This window comes from Lysinibacillus sp. BNK-21 (assembly GCF_048684915.1).
Lineage (GTDB): Bacteria > Bacillota > Bacilli > Bacillales_A > Planococcaceae > Lysinibacillus > Lysinibacillus capsici.
Genome location: NZ_JBLQTS010000001.1, coordinates 873397 through 894953, shown reverse-complemented (window position 1 = coordinate 894953; position 21557 = coordinate 873397). Strand labels below are relative to the sequence as shown.

The 21557-nt window shown below is 41.2% G+C and carries 13 protein-coding genes, 20 tRNA genes and 3 rRNA genes; 4 read left to right on the top strand and 32 right to left on the bottom strand.

What is annotated here, in order from left to right:
- Positions 1 to 108 precede the first annotated feature (108 nt).
- Positions 109 to 525 (top strand): VOC family protein, encoded by a 417-nt coding sequence (locus ACMGGO_RS04490; RefSeq protein ID WP_279495843.1) that lies wholly within the window; start codon positions 109 to 111, stop codon positions 523 to 525.
- Between the two features lie 59 nt (positions 526 to 584).
- On the opposite strand, the gene ACMGGO_RS04485 is transcribed toward ACMGGO_RS04490, so the two are convergent.
- The 24 genes from ACMGGO_RS04485 to ACMGGO_RS04370 all read right to left on the bottom strand — a co-directional run bounded on the left by ACMGGO_RS04485 (position 585) and on the right by ACMGGO_RS04370 (position 8507).
- Positions 585 to 656 (bottom strand) — tRNA-Glu (locus ACMGGO_RS04485).
- A 2-nt stretch (positions 657 to 658) separates the two neighbouring features.
- Positions 659 to 749: transfer RNA gene (locus ACMGGO_RS04480), tRNA-Ser, on the bottom strand.
- A gap of 10 nt (positions 750 to 759) precedes the next feature.
- A tRNA-Asn gene (locus ACMGGO_RS04475) sits at positions 760 to 836 on the bottom strand.
- 4 nt (positions 837 to 840) lie between these two features.
- Positions 841 to 917 (bottom strand) — tRNA-Ile (locus ACMGGO_RS04470).
- Between the two features lies 1 nt (position 918).
- A tRNA-Gly gene (locus tag ACMGGO_RS04465) sits at positions 919 to 992 on the bottom strand.
- Positions 993 to 997: 5 nt separating this feature from the next.
- Positions 998 to 1073 (bottom strand) — tRNA-Phe (locus tag ACMGGO_RS04460).
- 59 nt (positions 1074 to 1132) lie between these two features.
- Positions 1133 to 1208: transfer RNA gene (locus tag ACMGGO_RS04455), tRNA-Asp, on the bottom strand.
- Between the two features lie 3 nt (positions 1209 to 1211).
- Positions 1212 to 1286 (bottom strand) — tRNA-Met (locus ACMGGO_RS04450).
- Between the two features lie 53 nt (positions 1287 to 1339).
- Positions 1340 to 1432, bottom strand: a tRNA-Ser gene (locus ACMGGO_RS04445).
- 15 nt (positions 1433 to 1447) lie between these two features.
- Positions 1448 to 1524: transfer RNA gene (locus tag ACMGGO_RS04440), tRNA-Ile, on the bottom strand.
- 7 nt (positions 1525 to 1531) lie between these two features.
- Positions 1532 to 1605: transfer RNA gene (locus ACMGGO_RS04435), tRNA-Met, on the bottom strand.
- 28 nt (positions 1606 to 1633) lie between these two features.
- Positions 1634 to 1709: transfer RNA gene (locus ACMGGO_RS04430), tRNA-Ala, on the bottom strand.
- Positions 1710 to 1725: 16 nt separating this feature from the next.
- Positions 1726 to 1802, bottom strand: a tRNA-Pro gene (locus ACMGGO_RS04425).
- A gap of 9 nt (positions 1803 to 1811) precedes the next feature.
- Positions 1812 to 1888: transfer RNA gene (locus ACMGGO_RS04420), tRNA-Arg, on the bottom strand.
- 8 nt (positions 1889 to 1896) lie between these two features.
- A tRNA-Leu gene (locus tag ACMGGO_RS04415) sits at positions 1897 to 1985 on the bottom strand.
- A 5-nt stretch (positions 1986 to 1990) separates the two neighbouring features.
- Positions 1991 to 2065: transfer RNA gene (locus ACMGGO_RS04410), tRNA-Gly, on the bottom strand.
- 36 nt (positions 2066 to 2101) lie between these two features.
- Positions 2102 to 2186, bottom strand: a tRNA-Leu gene (locus ACMGGO_RS04405).
- 17 nt (positions 2187 to 2203) lie between these two features.
- Positions 2204 to 2279, bottom strand: a tRNA-Lys gene (locus tag ACMGGO_RS04400).
- 7 nt (positions 2280 to 2286) lie between these two features.
- Positions 2287 to 2362, bottom strand: a tRNA-Thr gene (locus tag ACMGGO_RS04395).
- Between the two features lie 3 nt (positions 2363 to 2365).
- Positions 2366 to 2441, bottom strand: a tRNA-Val gene (locus ACMGGO_RS04390).
- A gap of 10 nt (positions 2442 to 2451) precedes the next feature.
- A 5S ribosomal RNA gene (gene rrf / locus ACMGGO_RS04385) occupies positions 2452 to 2567 on the bottom strand.
- 110 nt (positions 2568 to 2677) lie between these two features.
- Positions 2678 to 5605: ribosomal RNA gene (locus ACMGGO_RS04380) — 23S ribosomal RNA — on the bottom strand.
- A 181-nt stretch (positions 5606 to 5786) separates the two neighbouring features.
- A 16S ribosomal RNA gene (locus ACMGGO_RS04375) occupies positions 5787 to 7338 on the bottom strand.
- Together the 16S, 23S and 5S rRNA genes with 20 tRNA genes alongside form the textbook arrangement of a ribosomal RNA operon.
- Before the next feature lie 269 nt (positions 7339 to 7607).
- Positions 7608 to 8507 (bottom strand): DMT family transporter, encoded by a 900-nt coding sequence (locus ACMGGO_RS04370; RefSeq protein ID WP_279495844.1) that lies wholly within the window; start codon positions 8505 to 8507, stop codon positions 7608 to 7610.
- A 132-nt stretch (positions 8508 to 8639) separates the two neighbouring features.
- Here ACMGGO_RS04370 and ACMGGO_RS04365 point away from each other — a divergent pair, with 132 nt between their 5' ends.
- Together ACMGGO_RS04365 and ACMGGO_RS04360 are read left to right on the top strand one after the other, a co-directional pair.
- Positions 8640 to 9362, top strand: coding sequence for an MgtC/SapB family protein (locus ACMGGO_RS04365; protein ID WP_004233792.1), 723 nt, complete (start codon positions 8640 to 8642; stop codon positions 9360 to 9362).
- Between the two features lie 14 nt (positions 9363 to 9376).
- The gene (locus ACMGGO_RS04360) at positions 9377 to 10360 is read left to right on the top strand and encodes a cation diffusion facilitator family transporter (RefSeq protein WP_048395811.1); all 984 of its coding nucleotides are present in this window, start codon (positions 9377 to 9379) and stop codon (positions 10358 to 10360) included.
- A gap of 53 nt (positions 10361 to 10413) precedes the next feature.
- Here ACMGGO_RS04360 and ACMGGO_RS04355 read toward each other — a convergent pair whose 3' ends face one another.
- The 5 genes from ACMGGO_RS04355 to pruA form a co-directional block, all read right to left on the bottom strand.
- A complete protein-coding gene (locus ACMGGO_RS04355; protein ID WP_279495848.1) occupies positions 10414 to 11112 on the bottom strand; it encodes a hypothetical protein in 699 nt (232 codons plus the stop codon).
- Positions 11113 to 11473: 361 nt separating this feature from the next.
- Entirely contained in the window at positions 11474 to 12637 is a 1164-nt protein-coding gene (locus ACMGGO_RS04350; protein ID WP_279495850.1) for an iron-containing alcohol dehydrogenase, read from the bottom strand.
- Positions 12638 to 13004: 367 nt separating this feature from the next.
- On the bottom strand, positions 13005 to 14249 hold the full coding sequence (locus ACMGGO_RS04345; RefSeq protein ID WP_004233781.1) for a Glu/Leu/Phe/Val family dehydrogenase: 1245 nt from the start codon (positions 14247 to 14249) through the stop codon (positions 13005 to 13007).
- An 83-nt stretch (positions 14250 to 14332) separates the two neighbouring features.
- Positions 14333 to 15526, bottom strand: a complete 1194-nt coding sequence (locus ACMGGO_RS04340; protein WP_004233780.1) for an ornithine--oxo-acid transaminase — start codon at positions 15524 to 15526, stop codon at positions 14333 to 14335.
- A gap of 249 nt (positions 15527 to 15775) precedes the next feature.
- Positions 15776 to 17320 (bottom strand): L-glutamate gamma-semialdehyde dehydrogenase, encoded by a 1545-nt coding sequence (gene pruA, locus ACMGGO_RS04335; RefSeq protein WP_279495853.1) that lies wholly within the window; start codon positions 17318 to 17320, stop codon positions 15776 to 15778.
- Between the two features lie 145 nt (positions 17321 to 17465).
- Here pruA and ACMGGO_RS04330 point away from each other — a divergent pair, with 145 nt between their 5' ends.
- On the top strand, positions 17466 to 18773 hold the full coding sequence (locus ACMGGO_RS04330; protein WP_103118704.1) for a sigma 54-interacting transcriptional regulator: 1308 nt from the start codon (positions 17466 to 17468) through the stop codon (positions 18771 to 18773).
- Positions 18774 to 18814: 41 nt separating this feature from the next.
- Here ACMGGO_RS04330 and yugI read toward each other — a convergent pair whose 3' ends face one another.
- The 3 genes from yugI to ACMGGO_RS04315 all read right to left on the bottom strand — a co-directional run bounded on the left by yugI (position 18815) and on the right by ACMGGO_RS04315 (position 21472).
- The gene (yugI, locus tag ACMGGO_RS04325) at positions 18815 to 19192 is read right to left on the bottom strand and encodes a S1 domain-containing post-transcriptional regulator GSP13 (RefSeq protein WP_004228409.1); all 378 of its coding nucleotides are present in this window, start codon (positions 19190 to 19192) and stop codon (positions 18815 to 18817) included.
- 86 nt (positions 19193 to 19278) lie between these two features.
- The gene (locus tag ACMGGO_RS04320; protein ID WP_279495856.1) at positions 19279 to 20931 is read right to left on the bottom strand and encodes a hypothetical protein; all 1653 of its coding nucleotides are present in this window, start codon (positions 20929 to 20931) and stop codon (positions 19279 to 19281) included.
- A complete protein-coding gene (locus ACMGGO_RS04315) occupies positions 20924 to 21472 on the bottom strand; it encodes an RNA polymerase sigma factor (RefSeq protein ID WP_048394469.1) in 549 nt (182 codons plus the stop codon). Before ACMGGO_RS04315 ends, ACMGGO_RS04320 begins: the two co-directional genes overlap by 8 nt.
- Between the last annotated feature and the right edge of the window lie 85 nt (positions 21473 to 21557).

Sequence of the window (21557 nt, the reverse complement as noted above, 5' to 3'; positions counted from 1 at the left end):
CATAACGCCTACTTCTAATAGTGCTAATGGCTTCCATTTGCGCCCCGCTTTGCTATAATTGACACGACTTTATGCTCCATGATACTGTCAATTTGGAGGTGATACTAAATGGCTTTTCAATCGAAAAATATCTTTATCAATTTACCAGTACAAGATCTAAACAAATCTATCAGTTTTTTTAAGGAATTAGGTTTTGAGTTCAATCAACAATTCAGTGATGAAACAACAGCCTCAATGATTATTAGTGAAAATATCTTCGTATTAATAATGGTTGAAGAACGATTTAAAGGATTTAGTAAGAAAGAAGTTACAGATACTACTACTTCTGCAGAAGCAATCTTATGTCTTTCTGCTGAAAATCGTGAACAAGTAGATCAATTAGTGAATAAGGCTCTTGCCTCTGGTGGTAAACCTTATAGTGAACCACAAGATCACGGATTTATGTATGGTTGGGGTTTTCAAGATGTAGATGGGCATATCTGGGAAGTAGTTTATATGGATGAAAATGCATTGAATCAAGAGTAAATTTTGTATCTATGAATATCAAAAAACAGTAGATGCAATTGCATCTACTGTTTCTAGTATGACCCGTACGGGATTCGAACCCGTGTTACCGCCGTGAAAGGGCGGTGTCTTAACCACTTGACCAACGGGCCCATGGCGGAGAAGGAGGGATTTGAACCCTCGCGCCGGTTACCCGACCTACACCCTTAGCAGGGGCGCCTCTTCAGCCTCTTGAGTACTTCCCCAAAATAAAAATGGCTCCGAAGGCAGGACTCGAACCTGCGACAACCTGATTAACAGTCAGGTGCTACTACCAACTGAGCTACTTCGGAATAATGGTGGGCCTAAATGGACTCGAACCATCGACCTCACGCTTATCAGGCGTGCGCTCTAACCAGCTGAGCTATAGGCCCTTGGAGCGGGTGATGGGAATCGAACCCACGACATCAGCTTGGAAGGCTGAGGTTTTACCATTAAACTACACCCGCATAAATGGTGGGTCAGGACGGAATCGAACCGCCGACACTTAGAGCTTCAATCTAATGCTCTACCAACTGAGCTACTGACCCATTTCGTCCATGCTAAGCTTGCTCACTCTTTTGCTTCTCATGACTTTTATCTTTAAAAATGGCGGTCCCGACCGGGATCGAACCGGCGATCTCCTGCGTGACAGGCAGGCATGTTAACCGCTACACCACGGGACCTTTTGGTTGCGGGGGCCGGATTTGAACCAACGACCTTCGGGTTATGAGCCCGACGAGCTACCACTGCTCCACCCCGCGATAATTTTATGTTGTTTCGAGTTTTTAAAGCACCATTTATAAAAATTTAAAACTGGAGGAGGTAGAGGGATTCGAACCCCCGCGCGGTGTTACCCGCCTGTCGGTTTTCAAGACCGATCCCTTCAGCCAGACTTGGGTATACCTCCGTTACAATATATAAATGGTGGACCTTGCAGGACTCGAACCTGCGACCGGACGGTTATGAGCCGTCTGCTCTAACCAACTGAGCTAAAGGTCCTTTAAGATGGCGGCAGAGGGGATCGAACCCCCGACCTTACGGGTATGAACCGTACGCTCTAGCCAGCTGAGCTACGCCGCCAGGATCTTTATACTGGTTAATTTACTTATGGTGGAGCCTAGCGGGATCGAACCGCTGACCTCCTGCGTGCAAGGCAGGCGCTCTCCCAGCTGAGCTAAGGCCCCATAATCTTTTTGGAAATGGTCGGGAAGACAGGATTCGAACCTGCGACCCCTTGGTCCCAAACCAAGTGCTCTACCAAGCTGAGCTACTTCCCGTTGTTCTTTTGGCGCGCCCGACAGGAGTCGAACCCATAACCTTCTGATCCGTAGTCAGACGCTCTATCCAATTGAGCTACGGGCGCATTTAAAATGGTGCCGAGGACCGGAATCGAACCGGTACGGTAGTCACCTACCGCAGGATTTTAAGTCCTGTGCGTCTGCCAGTTCCGCCACCCCGGCACATTTGGAGCGGAAGACGAGGTTCGAACTCGCGACCCCCACCTTGGCAAGGTGGTGTTCTACCACTGAACTACTTCCGCATGTGCATAAGCTTTTTTATCTGGCAATGAAAATAATGGTGCGGGTGAAGGGAGTCGAACCCCCACGCCTTGCGGCGCTAGATCCTAAGTCTAGTGCGTCTGCCAATTCCGCCACACCCGCTTATTATTATTTATAAATGGTGAGCCATGAAGGACTCGAACCTTCGACCCTCTGATTAAAAGTCAGATGCTCTACCAACTGAGCTAATGGCTCGAAAAAATGGTGCCGGCTATAGGAATCGAACCCACGACCTACTGATTACAAGTCAGTTGCTCTACCTGCTGAGCTAAACCGGCATATGGTGGAGGATGACGGGCTCGAACCGCCGACCCTCTGCTTGTAAGGCAGATGCTCTCCCAGCTGAGCTAATCCTCCTGGGTATTATGCCTAGCGACGTCCTACTCTCACAGGGGGAAGCCCCCAACTACCATCGGCGCTAAAGAGCTTAACTTCCGTGTTCGGTATGGGAACGGGTGTGACCTCTTTGCCATCATCACTAGACTATGGTCGACCTTCCATACACGGCGTACTGCTGTATCTAGAAGCTCTCTTTTTAGAAAGATTTGCTCTTTCAAAACTGGATAAACGGTGCATTGAATGTTTCAAACGTTTTGGTTAAGTCCTCGATCGATTAGTATTCGTCAGCTCCATGTGTCACCACACTTCCACCTCGAACCTATCTACCTCATCGTCTTTGAGGGATCTTACTTACTTGCGTAATGGGAAATCTCATCTTGAGGGGGGCTTCATGCTTAGATGCTTTCAGCACTTATCCCGTCCACACATAGCTACCCAGCGATGCCTTTGGCAAGACAACTGGTACACCAGCGGTGTGTCCATCCCGGTCCTCTCGTACTAAGGACAGCTCCTCTCAAATTTCCTACGCCCACGACGGATAGGGACCGAACTGTCTCACGACGTTCTGAACCCAGCTCGCGTACCGCTTTAATGGGCGAACAGCCCAACCCTTGGGACCGACTACAGCCCCAGGATGCGATGAGCCGACATCGAGGTGCCAAACCTCCCCGTCGATGTGGACTCTTGGGGGAGATAAGCCTGTTATCCCCGGGGTAGCTTTTATCCGTTGAGCGATGGCCCTTCCATGCGGAACCACCGGATCACTAAGCCCGTCTTTCGACCCTGCTCGACTTGTAGGTCTCGCAGTCAAGCTCCCTTGTGCCTTTACACTCTACGAATGATTTCCAACCATTCTGAGGGAACCTTTGGGCGCCTCCGTTACCTTTTAGGAGGCGACCGCCCCAGTCAAACTGTCCGCCTGACACTGTCTCCTGCCCCGCTAAGGGGCATGGGTTAGAATTTCAATACAACCAGGGTAGTATCCCACCGACGCCTCCTTCGAAGCTGGCGCTCCGAGATCTCTGGCTCCTACCTATCCTGTACAAGTTGTACCAAAATTCAATATCAGGCTACAGTAAAGCTCCACGGGGTCTTTCCGTCCTGTCGCGGGTAACCTGCATCTTCACAGGTACTATAATTTCACCGAGTCTCTCGTTGAGACAGTGCCCAGATCGTTACGCCTTTCGTGCGGGTCGGAACTTACCCGACAAGGAATTTCGCTACCTTAGGACCGTTATAGTTACGGCCGCCGTTTACTGGGGCTTCAATTCGCAGCTTCGCTTGCGCTAACCACTCCTCTTAACCTTCCAGCACCGGGCAGGCGTCAGCCCCTATACGTCACCTTACGGTTTTGCAGAGACCTGTGTTTTTGCTAAACAGTCGCCTGGGCCTATTCACTGCGGCTCTCATGCGCTTGCACGCTCAAGAGCACCCCTTCTCCCGAAGTTACGGGGTCATTTTGCCGAGTTCCTTAACGAGAGTTCTCTCGCACACCTTAGGATTCTCTCCTCGACTACCTGTGTCGGTTTGCGGTACGGGCACCTCTCACCTCGATAGAGGCTTTTCTTGGCAGTGTGAAATCAGGAACTTCGTCCATACGGACTCGCCATCACAGCTCAACGTTACAGTGTGCGGATTTGCCTACACACACGCCTTACTGCTTGGACGCGCACAACCAACGGCGCGCTTACCCTATCCTACTGCGTCCCCCCATTTCTCAAACGGTGAGGAGGTGGTACAGGAATATCAACCTGTTGTCCATCGCCTACGCCTATCGGCCTCGGCTTAGGTCCCGACTAACCCTGAGCGGACGAGCCTTCCTCAGGAAACCTTAGTCATACGGTGGACGGGATTCTCACCCGTCTTTCGCTACTCATACCGGCATTCTCACTTCTAAGCGCTCCACCAGTCCTTCCGATCTGACTTCAACGCACTTAGAACGCTCTCCTACCACTGACATCGTAGATGTCAATCCACAGCTTCGGTGAATCGTTTAGCCCCGATACATTTTCGGCGCAGCGTCACTCGACCAGTGAGCTATTACGCACTCTTTAAATGATGGCTGCTTCTAAGCCAACATCCTGGTTGTCTGTGCAACGCCACATCCTTTTCCACTTAACGATTACTTTGGGACCTTAGCTGGTGGTCTGGGCTGTTTCCCTTTTGACTACGGATCTTATCACTCGCAGTCTGACTCCCGTGTATAAATATCTGGCATTCGGAGTTTGTCTGAATTCGGTAAACCGGGATGGCCCCCTAGTCCAAACAGTGCTCTACCTCCAGTATTCTCATCACGAGGCTAGCCCTAAAGCTATTTCGGAGAGAACCAGCTATCTCCAAGTTCGATTGGAATTTCTCCGCTACCCACACCTCATCCCCGCACTTTTCAACGTGCGTGGGTTCGGGCCTCCAGTAAGTGTTACCTCACCTTCACCCTGGACATGGGTAGATCACCTGGTTTCGGGTCTACGACCACGTACTATTTCGCCCTATTCAGACTCGCTTTCGCTGCGGCTCCGCCTTCTAAAGCTTAACCTTGCACGTAATCGTAACTCGCCGGTTCATTCTACAAAAGGCACGCTATCACCCATTAACGGGCTCTAACTACTTGTAGGCACACGGTTTCAGGATCTCTTTCACTCCCCTTCCGGGGTGCTTTTCACCTTTCCCTCACGGTACTGGTTCACTATCGGTCACTAGGTAGTATTTAGCCTTGGGAGATGGTCCTCCCGGATTCCGACGGAATTTCACGTGTTCCGCCGTACTCAGGATCCACTCAGGAGAGAACGAACTTTCGACTACAGGGCTTTTACCTGCTCTGGCGGACCTTTCCAAGTCGCTTCATCTAACTCGCTCTTTTGTAACTCCGTATAGAGTGTCCTACAACCCCAAGAGGCAAGCCTCTTGGTTTGGGCTCTTCCCGTTTCGCTCGCCGCTACTCAGGGAATCGATTTTTCTTTCTCTTCCTCCAGGTACTTAGATGTTTCAGTTCCCTGGGTCTGCCTTCAAGACGCTATGTATTCACGTCAAGATACTACGCGATTAAACGTAGTGGGTTCCCCCATTCGGAAATCTCCGGATCAAAGCTCACTTACAGCTCCCCGAAGCATATCGGTGTTAGTGCCGTCCTTCTTCGGCTCCTAGTGCCAAGGCATTCGCCGTGCGCCCTTAATAACTTAACCAAGTTATTAAGCCTATAAAAAACTTAAAAAAATAAATGTGTTTGTTACAATTTCAATGTCGTTTTATCCAGTTTTCAAAGAACAAGTTTTGAAGTGTTTCATTCAGAAGAATGAACCTTCAAAACTGAACGCAAAACGTAATCTTACAAACCCAAGGTTTGTATTCCGAAATAATCCTTAGAAAGGAGGTGATCCAGCCGCACCTTCCGATACGGCTACCTTGTTACGACTTCACCCCAATCATCTATCCCACCTTCGGCGGCTGGCTCCAAAAGGTTACCTCACCGACTTCGGGTGTTACAAACTCTCGTGGTGTGACGGGCGGTGTGTACAAGGCCCGGGAACGTATTCACCGCGGCATGCTGATCCGCGATTACTAGCGATTCCGGCTTCATGTAGGCGAGTTGCAGCCTACAATCCGAACTGAGAACGACTTTATCGGATTAGCTCCCTCTCGCGAGTTGGCAACCGTTTGTATCGTCCATTGTAGCACGTGTGTAGCCCAGGTCATAAGGGGCATGATGATTTGACGTCATCCCCACCTTCCTCCGGTTTGTCACCGGCAGTCACCTTAGAGTGCCCAACTAAATGATGGCAACTAAGATCAAGGGTTGCGCTCGTTGCGGGACTTAACCCAACATCTCACGACACGAGCTGACGACAACCATGCACCACCTGTCACCGTTGCCCCCGAAGGGGAAACTATATCTCTACAGTGGTCAACGGGATGTCAAGACCTGGTAAGGTTCTTCGCGTTGCTTCGAATTAAACCACATGCTCCACCGCTTGTGCGGGCCCCCGTCAATTCCTTTGAGTTTCAGTCTTGCGACCGTACTCCCCAGGCGGAGTGCTTAATGCGTTAGCTGCAGCACTAAGGGGCGGAAACCCCCTAACACTTAGCACTCATCGTTTACGGCGTGGACTACCAGGGTATCTAATCCTGTTTGCTCCCCACGCTTTCGCGCCTCAGCGTCAGTTACAGACCAGAAAGTCGCCTTCGCCACTGGTGTTCCTCCAAATCTCTACGCATTTCACCGCTACACTTGGAATTCCACTTTCCTCTTCTGCACTCAAGTCCCCCAGTTTCCAATGACCCTCCACGGTTGAGCCGTGGGCTTTCACATCAGACTTAAAGGACCGCCTGCGCGCGCTTTACGCCCAATAATTCCGGACAACGCTTGCCACCTACGTATTACCGCGGCTGCTGGCACGTAGTTAGCCGTGGCTTTCTAATAAGGTACCGTCAAGGTACAGCCAGTTACTACTGTACTTGTTCTTCCCTTACAACAGAGTTTTACGATCCGAAAACCTTCTTCACTCACGCGGCGTTGCTCCATCAGGCTTTCGCCCATTGTGGAAGATTCCCTACTGCTGCCTCCCGTAGGAGTCTGGGCCGTGTCTCAGTCCCAGTGTGGCCGATCACCCTCTCAGGTCGGCTACGCATCGTCGCCTTGGTGAGCCGTTACCTCACCAACTAGCTAATGCGCCGCGGGCCCATCCTATAGCGACAGCCGAAACCGTCTTTCAGTCTTTCACCATGAAGCAAAAGAGATTATTCGGTATTAGCCCCGGTTTCCCGGAGTTATCCCAAACTATAGGGTAGGTTGCCCACGTGTTACTCACCCGTCCGCCGCTAACGTCAAAGGAGCAAGCTCCTTTTCTGTTCGCTCGACTTGCATGTATTAGGCACGCCGCCAGCGTTCGTCCTGAGCCAGGATCAAACTCTCCATAAAAGAAATTTGATTAGCTCAAATTGTTTTGCTGGCATCATGTTTGATGTCCAAAATTGTGTTTTATTCACTAGCAAAACTAGCTACTTAAAACTTTATTGATTACGTTTTGCTTGTTCAGTTTTCAAGGTTCATTTTATTTAAGTCGTTTTCAGCGACTTTATTATCTTATCTCATTCCCAACTAAAAGTCAACAACTTTTCAAAACTTTATTTTCAAGCGTTCCTTCTTGTTAAGGACAAGTAATAATATATAATATAGCATTTTAAAAATCAAGCATTTTTCTTAAAAAAATTAAAAATCTTTTTAATATCTATTACAAACAATAGAATTCCTGCTAATACAATCAATCCACCGATGATTTGTGTCATGATTAAATACTCTTTAAATATCACCAAAGCTAAAAGAGCAGCTCCTACAGGCTCAAATAATATAGCAATTGAAACAACATTCGTACTAACATATTTAATTGACCAATTAAACAAAGTATGACCAAGTAAATTTGGTATTAACGCTAATAAGATAAACCATAACCAATCCATCGAAGAATATGGACCAAAAGATTCCCCTTTAACCATTACATATATAAATAAAGTGATGGTACTTACAACATATACAACCATTGTATAGGTTACAAGTGATAATCTCTTACGTACATCCTGTCCTAATAGAAAATAAGCTGTCGCTAGTGCACAAGCAACGAGCGCCAGTACATCTCCATATAAGGCTGTTCCACTTACTTTAAAATCGCCCCAACTAATTAAAATACTTCCTATTATTGCAATTGATCCTGCTACGATTGTTTTCACCGTAATTTTCTCTTTAAAGAAAAAGTAAGTGCCCACAAACGCAAACAAAGGTTGTAGTGTTACTAAAACTGTTGAACTTGCTACTGAAGTATAGTTGAGTGATTCAAACCATAATATAAAATGAAAAGCTAAAAAAATCCCTGCAACTGAAGAAAATAGCCAATCACGTCTTTTTAAAGTCGTTAACTCCTTTGTATATCCCCTTAAAAACCATGGCGCCATGATTAAAACGGAAAATAGCATGCGATAAAATGCTATAATCCCCGCTTCCGCCGATGCTAATTTCACAAAAATAGCTGACATCGATACTGAAATTACACCAATCACAATCGGGATGTATGGATGGATTTTTGGCTGCTCCAAAAAACCCCACCTTCCTAAAAAAATACTTATATGTCCTTACTTCATGTTGTACAATACAAAAAAGTGATGCACATATAATAATGACAGTTTGCATATCTCTTAGCAATACGAAATATCAATGGAGGGTTGTGTATGGAAACATTATTCGAAAATATGATTACATATGAAGTTGGCATAAAATTAGTTATTGCAGCCACATTAAGTTTAGTAATCGGTATCGAAAGGGAATTAAAGAAAAAACCAGTTGGATTAAAAACAAGTTTAGTTATTGCTACTTTCAGCTGCTTATTAACGATTATCTCCATTGAAACTGCCTACTCAACCCCCGCTAGAGAAGATATTAATATTACGATGGACCCTCTTCGTTTAGCCGCACAAATTGTTAGTGGAATTGGCTTTCTTGGTGCAGGAGTCATTCTAAGACGCGGGAATGACAGCATTACGGGTTTAACAACCGCTGCTATGATTTGGGGAGCCGCTGGTATTGGTATTGCGGTTGGTGCAGGTTTTTACATGGATGCAACACTAGCTGTTGTGATCATTGTTTTTGGAATTGAAGTACTATCACCTTTTCTTATGAAAATCGGACCAAAGCGAATTCGTATGCGGGAAATTTTATTAAAAGTCCAAATTGATGATGACAACCATACAGAATCATTTCTATTATTTTTAAAGGACAACAACATTATCATTGAAAATATACGCATTAAAGATGTGCACTTAAAAAACGATAGTGTTTTACATGAGTTAGATTTACGTCTTTCCTTAATCGTCTCGGATAATTTGTTGTCATTTTATCGTTCATTACGAGCACTATCTTATATAGAAAAAATCGAAATGGAAATTTTAAACTAGTTGGAGGATTTTTTATGGCAGAACTATTAAAACTACTAAAAGACGGTAACAAACCCTCTCTAATGGCTGCATGTGTAAATGCATTTTTAGGAATTATTAAAGGAATCGCCTTTTTCTTTACAGGTAACGTTGCGATGTTTGCAGAAATGATGCACTCTCTAGGCGATGCAGCAAACCAATTATTTGTGTATATAGGGTCAGCACTCTCTAAAAAGGCACCTACAAAACAATTTCCCGGTGGCTTTGGTCGTATTGTCAATTTAGTATGCCTTTTCGCCGTAATAATTGTAGCTATCCTTTCTTATGAAACAATAAAAGAAGGTTGGCATCATTTTATTCATCCCACAGGAGAGTCTAGCGGGATATTGATTGCCCTAGGAGTATTATTCATCGGGATTGTTTTAGAAGGGACAGTGCTAGCTAAAGCGGCTGCAGAAGTGCTACATGAATCAGGTCAAGAAAAAGCAGGTATCGCATCTATTCCGAAAGCATTCACATACTTGAATAGAGCAAAACCGGCAACAAAATTAGTTTTTATGGAAGATTTAGTTGCTACTGGGGGCAACTTCTTAGCCTTTGCTGCTATTTTAATTGCTTATTTTACAGGTTGGGGTCGAATAGAAGGACTAGTTTCGATGATAATTGGGGTCATGATGTTTTATGTTGTAGGTAAGGTATTCCTTGATAACGCACGTGGTGTCATTGGTGAAACTGATGAAGAGATGTTAAACCATATCGCTCATCTCGTAATGGATGATCCAAATATCAAAGATATTGTGCGTCTTGAAGTGATTAAAGAAGGAGAGTTTTTACATGTAGAATTAGTGGCTGAAGCTGATCCGCTTTTATCGTTAGCCTTTTTAGATGATGTTCGGGATCATTTAACAGAGGTAATCCTAAGCCAAAAAGGAGTATCTAAAGTAGCTATATTATTCGACGAAGATGACGGGAAAACAAGCTGGATACACGTTGGTGAAAAACCAAACAACTCCATTTAATACTTTATAAAAACAAATAGCCAATTGCCGTATTTCAGGCAGTTGGCTATTTGTTAGACTAATTTTAAATTAGGAATATCCTCATAACCTACATAAACATGGTTTGTAATCATAAAAGTAAGTAATTTATTACAAGCAATCATTTGTCTTTTACCATTCTGCTGAATAACGATTTTTGAAAATAGTAAGGAGGCTTGACGATTAGCTAATGCATATTCTTCTGCATTGAGAATATTTCTGCCATCCACATGACAACCCAACACGAAATTTCCTAAAAAAGAATCCTTTAATACATTCGGATGCATGGATTGATAATGTACTTCAGCAATTGAATCTTCTATAATCATAAATTGATGGGCTACCAAATAATGTTTTAAAGCACCTTTTAAATCAATTGCAATAGCTGTATCTGCTAAAATTGTTCGATAATAAACAGGAACAATCTCAGCACCCCCCAAATACGGCTTAACTTCTACAACAATTTCTCCAGAAGGACGAACAAATAATTGTACAATTGCTTTATTTACACCATCCGAAAAAATAACATTCGTTTGCCCAAAACGCACGCTTTTAAAAAATATACTTTGATCTACAATGTATCCAGTGATAATTTTATCATTTTCAATTTGCAATGATTTCGCTTCAATCCCCAATACCTCTACACAATTTTGCATTTTATAAACATGTTGCTGAAATGGCATTTCTATACAACTTAATGTAACAATACGATCCTGTAGCAATTGTTTCAACATTTGATCCCTCTCCTCTTTGTTTAATATTGTAATTATTTTAGTAAAGGTGGCTGAACAACTTCTGAACATTGACACACGAATTGACTGATTACGACAAAAAACTATCCTTTTCTGTCATTCCATAAATCACCTTATAGTAAAATAATCTACAATATAGGTTGAATGACTCAATTAAAAACATGACTTTCCTCACTTAAAATAAAGAAAAATACATTTATATTCCTTCTATTATGTATCTATTTTATTATATTGCAGGACTAAAGAAACTTCTACGACAAAATTCTACATTAATCGTTAATTTTTCTTAACCTTGCAATAAAAAAAAGTATGAGGCTATAAGCATAGCCTCATACTTAAAGTATTAAAGAGAATTTCGTAAAATGGTTCTTACATCTTCCTCTTGCAATCGATTAAAGTTGCCAAAAGGGCCATTTTGCATAGCATGATCTACAATTTGCTGGAATTTCGAATCATCAATATCATAATCTGCCAAACGACTAGGTGCCCCTAATGATGTCCAAAATGCAGATAAACGATCAATCCCCTCATAAGCAACCTCTTCTACTGTTTTGCCTGTTGCATCGACTCCAAACACACGTGTTGCTATACCTGCAAAACGCTCAGGATTTACTGGTACATTTAAACGCATCCAATGCGGTTGAAGAATGGCTAAACCACCTGCATGTGGAATGTCATATACAGCAGACACTGCATGTTCAATATTATGAGATGCCCAATCCCCTCGTGAACCAATTGATAGGAATCCATTTAAACCAATTGTCCCTGCTAATAGAATGGTTTCGCGTAACTTTGTATTTTCTAGGTCCTCTAATAATTTTGGAGCTGTCGTAATAACCGTTCGCAATACCCCTTCACACATTTCATCTGTGATAGGAGTATTCGTTGTATTGTGGAAATATTGCTCAAATACATGTGACATCATATCCACTATTCCATACACAGTGTGATTTTTAGGTACAGTCACTGTATATGCTGGGTTTAGTATCGAAAATTTCGGGAAGGCTGCTGGACTACCCCAACTTAGTTTTTCTTCTGTAGCAGCATTCGTTATCACAGATCCAGCATTCATTTCTGAGCCTGTAGCAGCAAGTGTTAATACCGTTCCTAGTGGTATAGCTTGTTCTACAAACACTTTACGTTTCACGATATCCCAAGCATCTCCATCATACTTAGCGCCAGCAACAATTAATTTAGAACAATCGATTACTGAACCACCACCCACAGCAAGAACTAAGTCAATTCCTTCAGTTTTGCATATCTCAATACCTCGTCTAGCTGTTTCTACTCGTGGATTTGGCTCTACACCACCTAATTCAAATACGGTTTTATCCGCCTGTTGTAATTTTTCTATAACAGCATCGTATACACCATTCGATTTAATACTTCCTCCACCATATACAACTAATACCTTGTTTCCAAATTGCTCTAATTCTTTCGGCAATTTTTCAAGTGCATCCTCACCAAAATGTAGTTTCACTGGGTTAAAAAAAGTAAATGAATCCATCTAATTCGCCCCTTTCTAGTTGGATTTTCTCATAATTACGCTAGAGAAAGCAAAGATTAAACGCTGTCAACACTTTGCTATTTCGAAAGCGTTTTTTCAAACTGTTCAGATTTTGTTCAGACAATAGTTGTATAGTACTACTCATTACATAAAATAAAAGGAATTTTTGCACATGCTTATTATTGTAATTGTTGTCGTAACCATAATTTTGGGCTTTTTTCTGCTAAGATTTTTTAAAATCAAAAAAATAAGGAACGAAAAAAAGATGCTATTAGAGCAGCGCCTAGACCACCTTCTTCAATCAAATAAAAACGAAAAAAATGAGTCATCCCAATAATATAGGAATGACTCATTATCTTCTTTTTACTTAAACCCAACCACGGAAGCGAGAAGCTTCTGCAGTACGGCGAACACCTACCATGTAAGCTGCTAAGCGCATGTTGATGTTACGTGTTGTTGCTGTTGTATATACATTATCAAATGCTTCGACCATTTTTTTGTATAGACGTTCTTCCACTTCTTCTTCTGTCCAATAATAACCTTGGTTATTTTGCACCCATTCAAAGTAAGAAACTGTAACTCCACCTGCAGAGGCTAATACGTCTGGTACAAGTAAAATGCCACGCTCTGTTAAGATTTTAGTTGCTTCAGCTGTTGTTGGACCATTTGCTGCTTCTACTACGATATTTGCTTTCACATTATGTGCATTGTCAGCAGTAATTTGGTTTTCAATAGCAGCTGGTACTAAAATATCACAATCAAGCTCTAACAATTCTTTGTTTGAAATTGTGTTTTCAAATAGAGTAGTTACTGTTCCGAAGCTATCGCGACGATCTAATAAATAGTCGATATCTAAACCTTCAGGATCATGAAGTGCACCATAAGCATCTGAAATACCGATTACTTTCGCACCTAAATCATGCATGAATTTTGCAAGGAAGCTTCCTGCGTTACCAAATCCTTGAATAACAACACGAGCACCTTTAATATCAATACCACGTTTTTTTGCTGCTTCTTCGATTACGATTGTAACACCTTGTGCAGTCGCACGGTCACGACCTTGAGAACCACCAAGTACTAGTGGCTTACCAGTGATGAAGCCTGGAGAGTTGAACTCATCCATTCGGCTATATTCATCCATCATCCATGCCATAATTTGTGCATTTGTAAATACGTCTGGCGCAGGAATATCTTTTGTTGGTCCTACGATTTGACTTACCGCACGAACATAGCCACGGCTTAAACGTTCGATTTCGCCCATTGACATTTGACGAGGATCACAAATGACACCGCCTTTACCACCGCCGTACGGTAGATCGACAATACCACATTTCAATGTCATCCACATTGAAAGCGCTTTAACTTCCTCCTCAGACACTTGTGGGTGGAAACGAACCCCACCTTTAGTTGGTCCTACAGCATCATTATGTTGTGCACGGTAACCAGTAAATACTTTTGTTGTACCATCATCCATTTTCACTGGGATACGTACTTGTAGCATGCGAAGCGGTTCTTTTAGTAATTCATACATTGCTTCATCATAGCCAAGTTTATTTAGAGCATCTTGAATGACATCTTGTGTTGATGTGAAAAGATTTAAGTTTTCAGACATTATTAAATCGCCTCTTTGTTTTTTTTAATGATAGTTATCGGCATCATTGTAACATACTTCCGAATTAAAATGTGAACATTTTGTTAAAGTTTAAATACTTTTTCAATTTGTTCAATTGACCAATCTAAATCCTCTTGAGAAATAACAAGTGGTGGTGCAAAACGAATTACTGTATCATGTGTTTCTTTACATAATAGACCTAATTCTTTAAGTTTTTCACAGTATGGACGAGCCGCTTCTGTTAGCTCCATACCGATAAATAAACCACGACCACGTACTTCCTTAATAACTGGGTTGTTAATTTCTTTTAATTTACCTTTGAAGTATTCGCCAAGTTCGTGTGAACGCTCTGCTAATTTTTCATCTAATAATACTTTAATTGATGCAATTGAAACTGCACAAGCTAAAGGATTACCGCCAAAAGTTGAACCATGTGAACCCGGGTTGAATACACCTAAAATACTACGGTTTGCAGCCACACAAGAAATTGGGAATACGCCGCCACCTAGAGCTTTACCCAAGATATACATATCTGGTTCTACTTCTTCCCAATCACAAGCAAACATTTTACCTGTACGTGCTAAACCAGCTTGAATTTCGTCAGCAATGAAAAGTACATTGTTTTCACGGCAAAGTTCACGAGCTGCTTTTAAGAAGCCTTCTGTTGGAATGACGATACCCGCTTCACCTTGAATTGGCTCAATTAAAAATGCAGCAGTGTTTGGTGTAATAGCCGCTTTTAAAGCTTCAAGATTACCATAATCTACTAATTTAACATTTGGTAGCATTGGACCAAAACCACGACGGTATTCTTCATCAGAAGATAAAGATACAGCTAGCATTGTACGACCATGGAAGTTACCATTACATGCAATAACTTCAGCTTTACCCTCTTCTACGCCTTTTACATCATATGCCCAACGACGAGCTGCTTTAAACGCAGTTTCTACTGCTTCAGCACCAGTATTCATTGGTAATACCATTTCTTTATTTGTTAATTTCCCTACTAGCTCATACCATTCACCAAGGTTTTCACTGTAAAAAGCACGTGAAGTTAACGTTACTTTATCAGCTTGCTCTTTTAAAGCAGCGATAATTTTTGGGTGACGGTGTCCTTGGTTTACTGCTGAATAAGCAGATAACATATCTAAATATTTGTTACCTTCTGGATCTTTAACCCAAGCACCCTCAGCCTCTGAAATAACGATTGGCAGTGGATGATAGTTTGCTGCACCAAAATTTTGTGTTTGTTCAATAACTTGTTGAGTTTTTGTCATATCCTATTCTCTCCTTACTAATCATGTTGAAAAACTTTATAAAAGAAAGGGATTATGTATCACTATAAGTAGAATGATTAAGAATATAGCAACAATTCAAACGGTAAATTTGCTAACTTCTCCAAGGTAAACTACGTCATGAAAGTCTACGGTTTTAGCCAGGTAGCGTTACCTGGAGAAGTGTCACAAATTCATTCAAAATGCCTCAATTTCTACCTACTTTGAACAGCCCTCACGTCAATGTGAAAATTAAAGCATTTCTGAAGTTGTTTTTGCTTGCATATGCAGTTGTAGGTAGTCTGGGCCACCTGCTTTTGAATCTGTACCTGACATGTTGAAGCCACCAAATGGTTGGTAACCTACGATTGCACCTGTACAGCCACGGTTGAAGTAAAGGTTTCCTACATGGAATTCTTCACGTGCTTTTTCTAGGTTCATACGGTTTGTTGTGATAACAGCGCCTGTTAAACCGTATTCTGTATCGTTTGCAATTTCAATCGCATGGTCGAAATCTTTTGCTTTTGCAATGGCTACCACTGGTCCGAAGATTTCTTCCTTCATAATACGAGCAGAAGGCTCTACGTCCGCGAATACAGTTGGTTGTACGAAGTAGCCGACTGAATCGTCTGCTGTACCACCAGCTACTAAACGACCTTCGCCTTTACCGATTTCGATGTACTCTGTAATTTTATTGAATGCTGCTTGGTCAATAACTGTTGCCATGAAGTTGCTATAATCAGTTGGGTCACCCACTGTTAAAGCGTTTGTTAACTCTTCTACGCGATTTACCACTTGCTCATACACATCTTCTACGATGACAGCACGAGAACATGCTGAACATTTTTGACCTGAGAAACCAAATGCTGATTTCACGATGGATTGTGCAGCTAATTCTAAATCTGCTTCTTTATCCACTACGATTGTATCTTTACCGCCCATTTCAGCGATGACACGTTTAATCCAAATTTGGCCTTCGTTTAATACAGATGCACGTTGGTTGATACGTAAGCCAACATCACGTGAACCTGTGAAGCTGATGAAGCGTGTTTTTGGATGATCGACTAAGTAGTCACCTACTTCAGCACCAGAACCTGGTACGAAGTTCACCGCACCTGCTGGAAGACCAGCTTCTTCTAATACTTCGATAAATTTATACGCTATAACTGGCGTTGTTGAAGCTGGTTTTAATAACACTGTATTCCCTGTTACTAAAGCAGCTACTGTTGTACCAGCCATGATTGCAAATGGGAAGTTCCAAGGAGAAATGACAATACCGATTCCTAATGGAATGTAGTCATAACGATTATATTCACCTGGACGGCTTTCGACTGGCTGACCGTTTTTAATGCGTAGCATTTGGCGACCATAGTATTCCATGAAGTCGATTGCTTCCGCTGTATCTGCATCAGCCTCTGCCCATGGTTTCCCCGCTTCTTTTGTTAATAGTGCAGAGAATTCATGTTTGCGACGACGGATAATCGCTGCCGCTTTGAAAAGAACGTCCGCACGAATGGCTGGATCAACTTTTTTCCATGTTTTGAATGTTTCATCTGCCGCTTGCATCGCTTTTTCAGCTAAATCTTTGCTTGCTTTCGAAACGCGACCAATGACTTCTGTTTTCTTTGCAGGATTGTACGAAACGATTTTATCTTCTGTTGTAATGCGCTCGCCACCAATAATTAGTGGGTAGTCTTGACCTAAGTAACCTTCAACTTTATTTAAAGCCTCTACATAAGCATTGTAGTTTGCCTCTTGTGAAAAATCTGTGAATGGTTCGTGTTTGTATGGAATCATACTTAATCCTCCCTTGTGAGATGTGTTTGGGTATGCAAAAAACATTGACGCAAAATATCTTTGCGTATAAAATATTCTTACACTTATTATAATGCAAAATTTCGTTGCATATTTCAAGTAAAAAATTTTTGAGGTGCACATTTTTATGAAAAATTCTGAACCTTTACTACCTTTTTATGAGTTTATTGCAACAAATGTATCCGTTGGTATTCATGCAGTAGACCTATCTGGCAAAACGATTATTTACAATACGAAAATGAAAGAAATTGAAGGATTTCATTTTGATGAACTTGCGGATCGTTCCATTATTGAAATGTTTTCCTTCCGTCAACATGAAAGTACGTTAATGCGTGTTTTACAAACGGGAAAAAAAGAAATTAACGTTAAACAATCCTACTGGAATAAAAATGGTCATGAAATTACAACAATCAATGATACTTTTCCACTTTTTGTTGAAGGCAAACTGATTGGCGCAATTGAATTTGCACGTGATATTACCTCTCTGGAAAAGCTTGTTTATCAACCCCTTCGTCGTTACGATGAACCATTAACATTTGATATGATTAAAGCTGATTCTGAATCCATGAAGCAGGTTATCGACAACGCTAAAAAAGCAGCTGCTGTAAAATTACCAGTATTATTAATTGGCGAATCTGGCACAGGGAAAGACTTAGTAGCAGAGGGCATTCACCACGCCGCTTCACCTGATCCTGATGCCTTTGTGACACTCGTTAGTCGCCGTTCAGCTCAATCGGTGCTTGATAAATTACAGCAATTATTAGAAGAAGATAAAGATTACACCTTCTTCTTCGAACGTATAGATTTTTTAAGCTTAGACATTCAAGAGCAACTTTTGGATATACTACATTCACTTCCACAGTCCAAATATATGCTAATTGGCAGTGTGGGCAGTGATCCCATTACATTGATTGCCGAAAAGAAGCTGTCAAAATCTCTATATTATTTCTTTGCTACAATGGCCATTACCATTCCTAATTTAACGGATCGAAAAGAAGACATTCTTCCATTTGTAGAAGATTATTTTAGTCGACATCGAGAACGATTTGCTTCACAAGTCACTGAACTTGCACCAGATGTACAGGAATTATTTTTACAATATGATTGGCCAGGAAATCTAAAAGAGCTTGAGCTACTACTGGATGAAATTGTTTCATTTATGACAACGGAATCCACTGTTACTTCGGATTTATTACCTTTACATTTCCGCTTCAAAGTGCAGCAACAAGATACAAATAATCGTGAACCAGAATTTTTTATGTTCCATCAAAATCACAATGTCATGCCACTCGATGCCTATTTGCGTGAAGCCGAATCATATTATGTGCAAAATGTCTTAAATTTATATGAGGGCAATATTACAAAGGCAGCGAATGCACTTGGTATGAGCAGACAAAACCTGCAATATCGAATCCGCAAAATAAAAAAGCAATAGAAAAAACGAGGATACTTTCATTCGAAAGCATCCTCGTTTCTTTATTGACCAGATTGTTCAATCCAGTCCTGCAATTTATCTTTTAAGGAATTAAAACCATTTGCATCCGATTCATCTACACGGTCCTGCAATGATTTACGTGGTGGTGCATCTTTTTTTCTTACTGTTGCTGGGCGATCCTGTAGCGCTCTCATCGATAAACTAATTTTTTCGGCCTCTTCATCGATTTCAAGAATCTTGACTTCAACTTCTTGCCCAACAGCTAAAAATTCACTAACGTCCTTCACAAAGCCGTATGTTATTTCCGAAATATGCACAAGGCCTTGCGTATTGTCATCTAGTGCAACAAATGCACCGTATGGTTGAATACCTGTAACTTTTCCGGTCAACACGTCTCCTAATTCATATTTTTTTACCATAACCTTTGCCCACTTTCTTTTGTTTGCTACGTATATATCGCTTAAATTATAACATACGTGTAAAAACGGGGCAAAAAATCATCTCATCAATCCATGATACCAATTATACGGTAAAAACCATCTTCATTTTGAGATAATCTAAACAAAATTTGCTTGCCATACTCTTTTTGATGTTCTTCATCAAGTCGTACAGCCACCATTGGATAAATTCCATTGTATTGTGATATTTGGCTAATTATGGATAATCCTTTTACTTTGTTTAAAAAATCAGACTCTATTTCTACATTTGATAGGATTACTTTCTCTTGCAATGATTCATCTCCAATAGAAATTGCATATAAATAAAGGGATACCATATTTAAAGGACTGAGCTGATTAATAAATGGTTCAGGGTCACTTTTCAAATACTGATCATAAATTCTCTTAATTTGTGCAATCTCTGCATCATCGATGTCTACAATATTAAATTCTTCAACTGCCGTATCTTTCCTAACTTGCAAAATGGCCGTTGAAATATCTTGTATTGACAGCCCTACTAACGTTTCTGAGTTGTTATATTGGTGTAATTCATTTAAAATAGTTGCCGCATTCTTTGTCATTACCTCCCCATACTTTCCATTAGCAACTTTTTGTAAAAAATTCAGGTATTCTTTATTAACGATTCCCTTTTCAGCATACACTTGATAATTAGTGGATCCTTTCATTAGAGCTAACCAAGTATTTTCAAATACTGCCTTTAATTCCTTATAAGTAACATTCGCCGTATTGATATCAAACAGCAATGAACGCTCCATAATTTTCAAGGATTCAGCTGTTTCTTCTCGTGTATACCTCAAGCCTTCTTCTCCTACTAAAAATCCTTTTTGTAAAAACTCAAAGTAACCAAAAATATCAGGGTGCATGTATTTTATAGGCTCAAAAGCATATTCCCCATCGATGGGATTAGCTTTAAAATAATAGGAACCATCCGTATCCAAATGAAGTTCCATATATTGCTTGCTTGCTGTTTCAATGATTGCTTTTAAATCTGATGGATACTGACTACGATCTATCTTTTTCTTTAAAAACTGTTCATAAGGTTCAAGTAAAGAATTAAAATACATTTCTATGTCATTAAGCGATTGCTTATATAAGCTAAAGATTCCGTAAGATTCATTAAAGGATAATGGCCCATATCCTTTGATTGTCTCTAAGGCTCGTCTTGGGGTCATTAATCCGTCTAAAATTTCTTTCTCCATTATTTGCAATTCCCAATCCTCTTCTATCGGACGTTCGTAACTCGTATAGAAGGCTAACATGGAATCTGCATTTTGAATATATGAAAAAGTATTCAGTTCTTCTACTGAAACTTTCAACTCTCTACTGATATCTTCTTTCACTCTCTTATATTTCTTGGTGATTCGCTCTACCCATTTTTCATACGTCCCTATCGTTTTGTCATCATTTTCTTGGGAAATCTGTTTATCACTGTTATTGTATGTTTCAGGCTGTCTAATCATATATGAAGTTCCTAATAAACCCACTAATAACATGCTCGCAATACTTACAAACCAAACAACCGACTTTTGCCATCTTGAGGGGCGCTGATGACCTTTATTAATAATTTCAAAAGATAATTCCTTGGATATATCCTCTTCTTCAATTTGTTTAAAGACAGTATCAGGATCAAGCTTCGCTTCCATTCGTTCATAGGATTTTTTCAGTAGTGCCATACGTTGGTCAAATTGCTTATCATCCATTTTCAACACTCCCATCTTGCATTAATGCTGCCTTTAGCTTTTCCTTCGCTCGTAATAATCGCACTTTCACCGTCGATAACGAAATATTTAAAACTTCAGCGATTTCTTCGTATTTTAATTCGTGGAAATAATACAACACGAGAGGATAACGGTATTTTTCGTCAAGTGCCTGAATAGCACGATGTAGATGCCTGTCCTCTTCAAACAAAAGAACATCCTCTTCAGCAGATGAATGAGTCTTTTGCTGTTGGGCTTGTAGCTTGTCCTCTTTAGCCTGCTGCCGTTGTTCCTTACGATAATAATCACGCGTAGCATTTAATGTGATTTTATAGAGCCACGTGGTAAATCGATCCTGTTTAAATTGGTGTAAAAAGCGATATAGTTTAACAAATACCTCCTGTGAAACATCAGCTAAATCATTTGTATGTACGCCACATTGAAAGGCAAACTTTTCAACGGTTTGCTGATGTATGCGGATAAGCTCGATATAGGCTTCTTTATCTCCTTGCTGCGCCCTTGCTATTAGTTCAACCTCCGTCATAGCTCTCCCCCTTTTTGATAATGAAACGAAGTATTCTACCTAATTGTTACATAATTTAAATGTCTTTCCTCATATGTCATCTCTC

Bases quoted from the DNA above. Each gene is read 5' to 3' on its own strand.
- ACMGGO_RS04490 (WP_279495843.1), top strand. From the start codon at position 109: ATGGCTTTTCAATCGAAAAATATCTTTATCAATTTACCAGTACAAGAT.
- ACMGGO_RS04365 (WP_004233792.1), top strand. From the start codon at position 8,640: ATGGAAACATTATTCGAAAATATGATTACATATGAAGTTGGCATAAAA.
- ACMGGO_RS04360 (WP_048395811.1), top strand. From the start codon at position 9,377: ATGGCAGAACTATTAAAACTACTAAAAGACGGTAACAAACCCTCTCTA.
- ACMGGO_RS04355 (WP_279495848.1), bottom strand. From the start codon at position 11,112: ATGTTGAAACAATTGCTACAGGATCGTATTGTTACATTAAGTTGTATA.
- ACMGGO_RS04350 (WP_279495850.1), bottom strand. From the start codon at position 12,637: ATGGATTCATTTACTTTTTTTAACCCAGTGAAACTACATTTTGGTGAG.
- ACMGGO_RS04345 (WP_004233781.1), bottom strand. From the start codon at position 14,249: ATGTCTGAAAACTTAAATCTTTTCACATCAACACAAGATGTCATTCAA.
- ACMGGO_RS04340 (WP_004233780.1), bottom strand. From the start codon at position 15,526: ATGACAAAAACTCAACAAGTTATTGAACAAACACAAAATTTTGGTGCA.
- pruA (WP_279495853.1), bottom strand. From the start codon at position 17,320: ATGATTCCATACAAACACGAACCATTCACAGATTTTTCACAAGAGGCA.
- ACMGGO_RS04330 (WP_103118704.1), top strand. From the start codon at position 17,466: ATGAAAAATTCTGAACCTTTACTACCTTTTTATGAGTTTATTGCAACA.
- yugI (WP_004228409.1), bottom strand. From the start codon at position 19,192: ATGGTAAAAAAATATGAATTAGGAGACGTGTTGACCGGAAAAGTTACA.
- ACMGGO_RS04320 (WP_279495856.1), bottom strand. From the start codon at position 20,931: ATGGATGATAAGCAATTTGACCAACGTATGGCACTACTGAAAAAATCC.
- ACMGGO_RS04315 (WP_048394469.1), bottom strand. From the start codon at position 21,472: ATGACGGAGGTTGAACTAATAGCAAGGGCGCAGCAAGGAGATAAAGAA.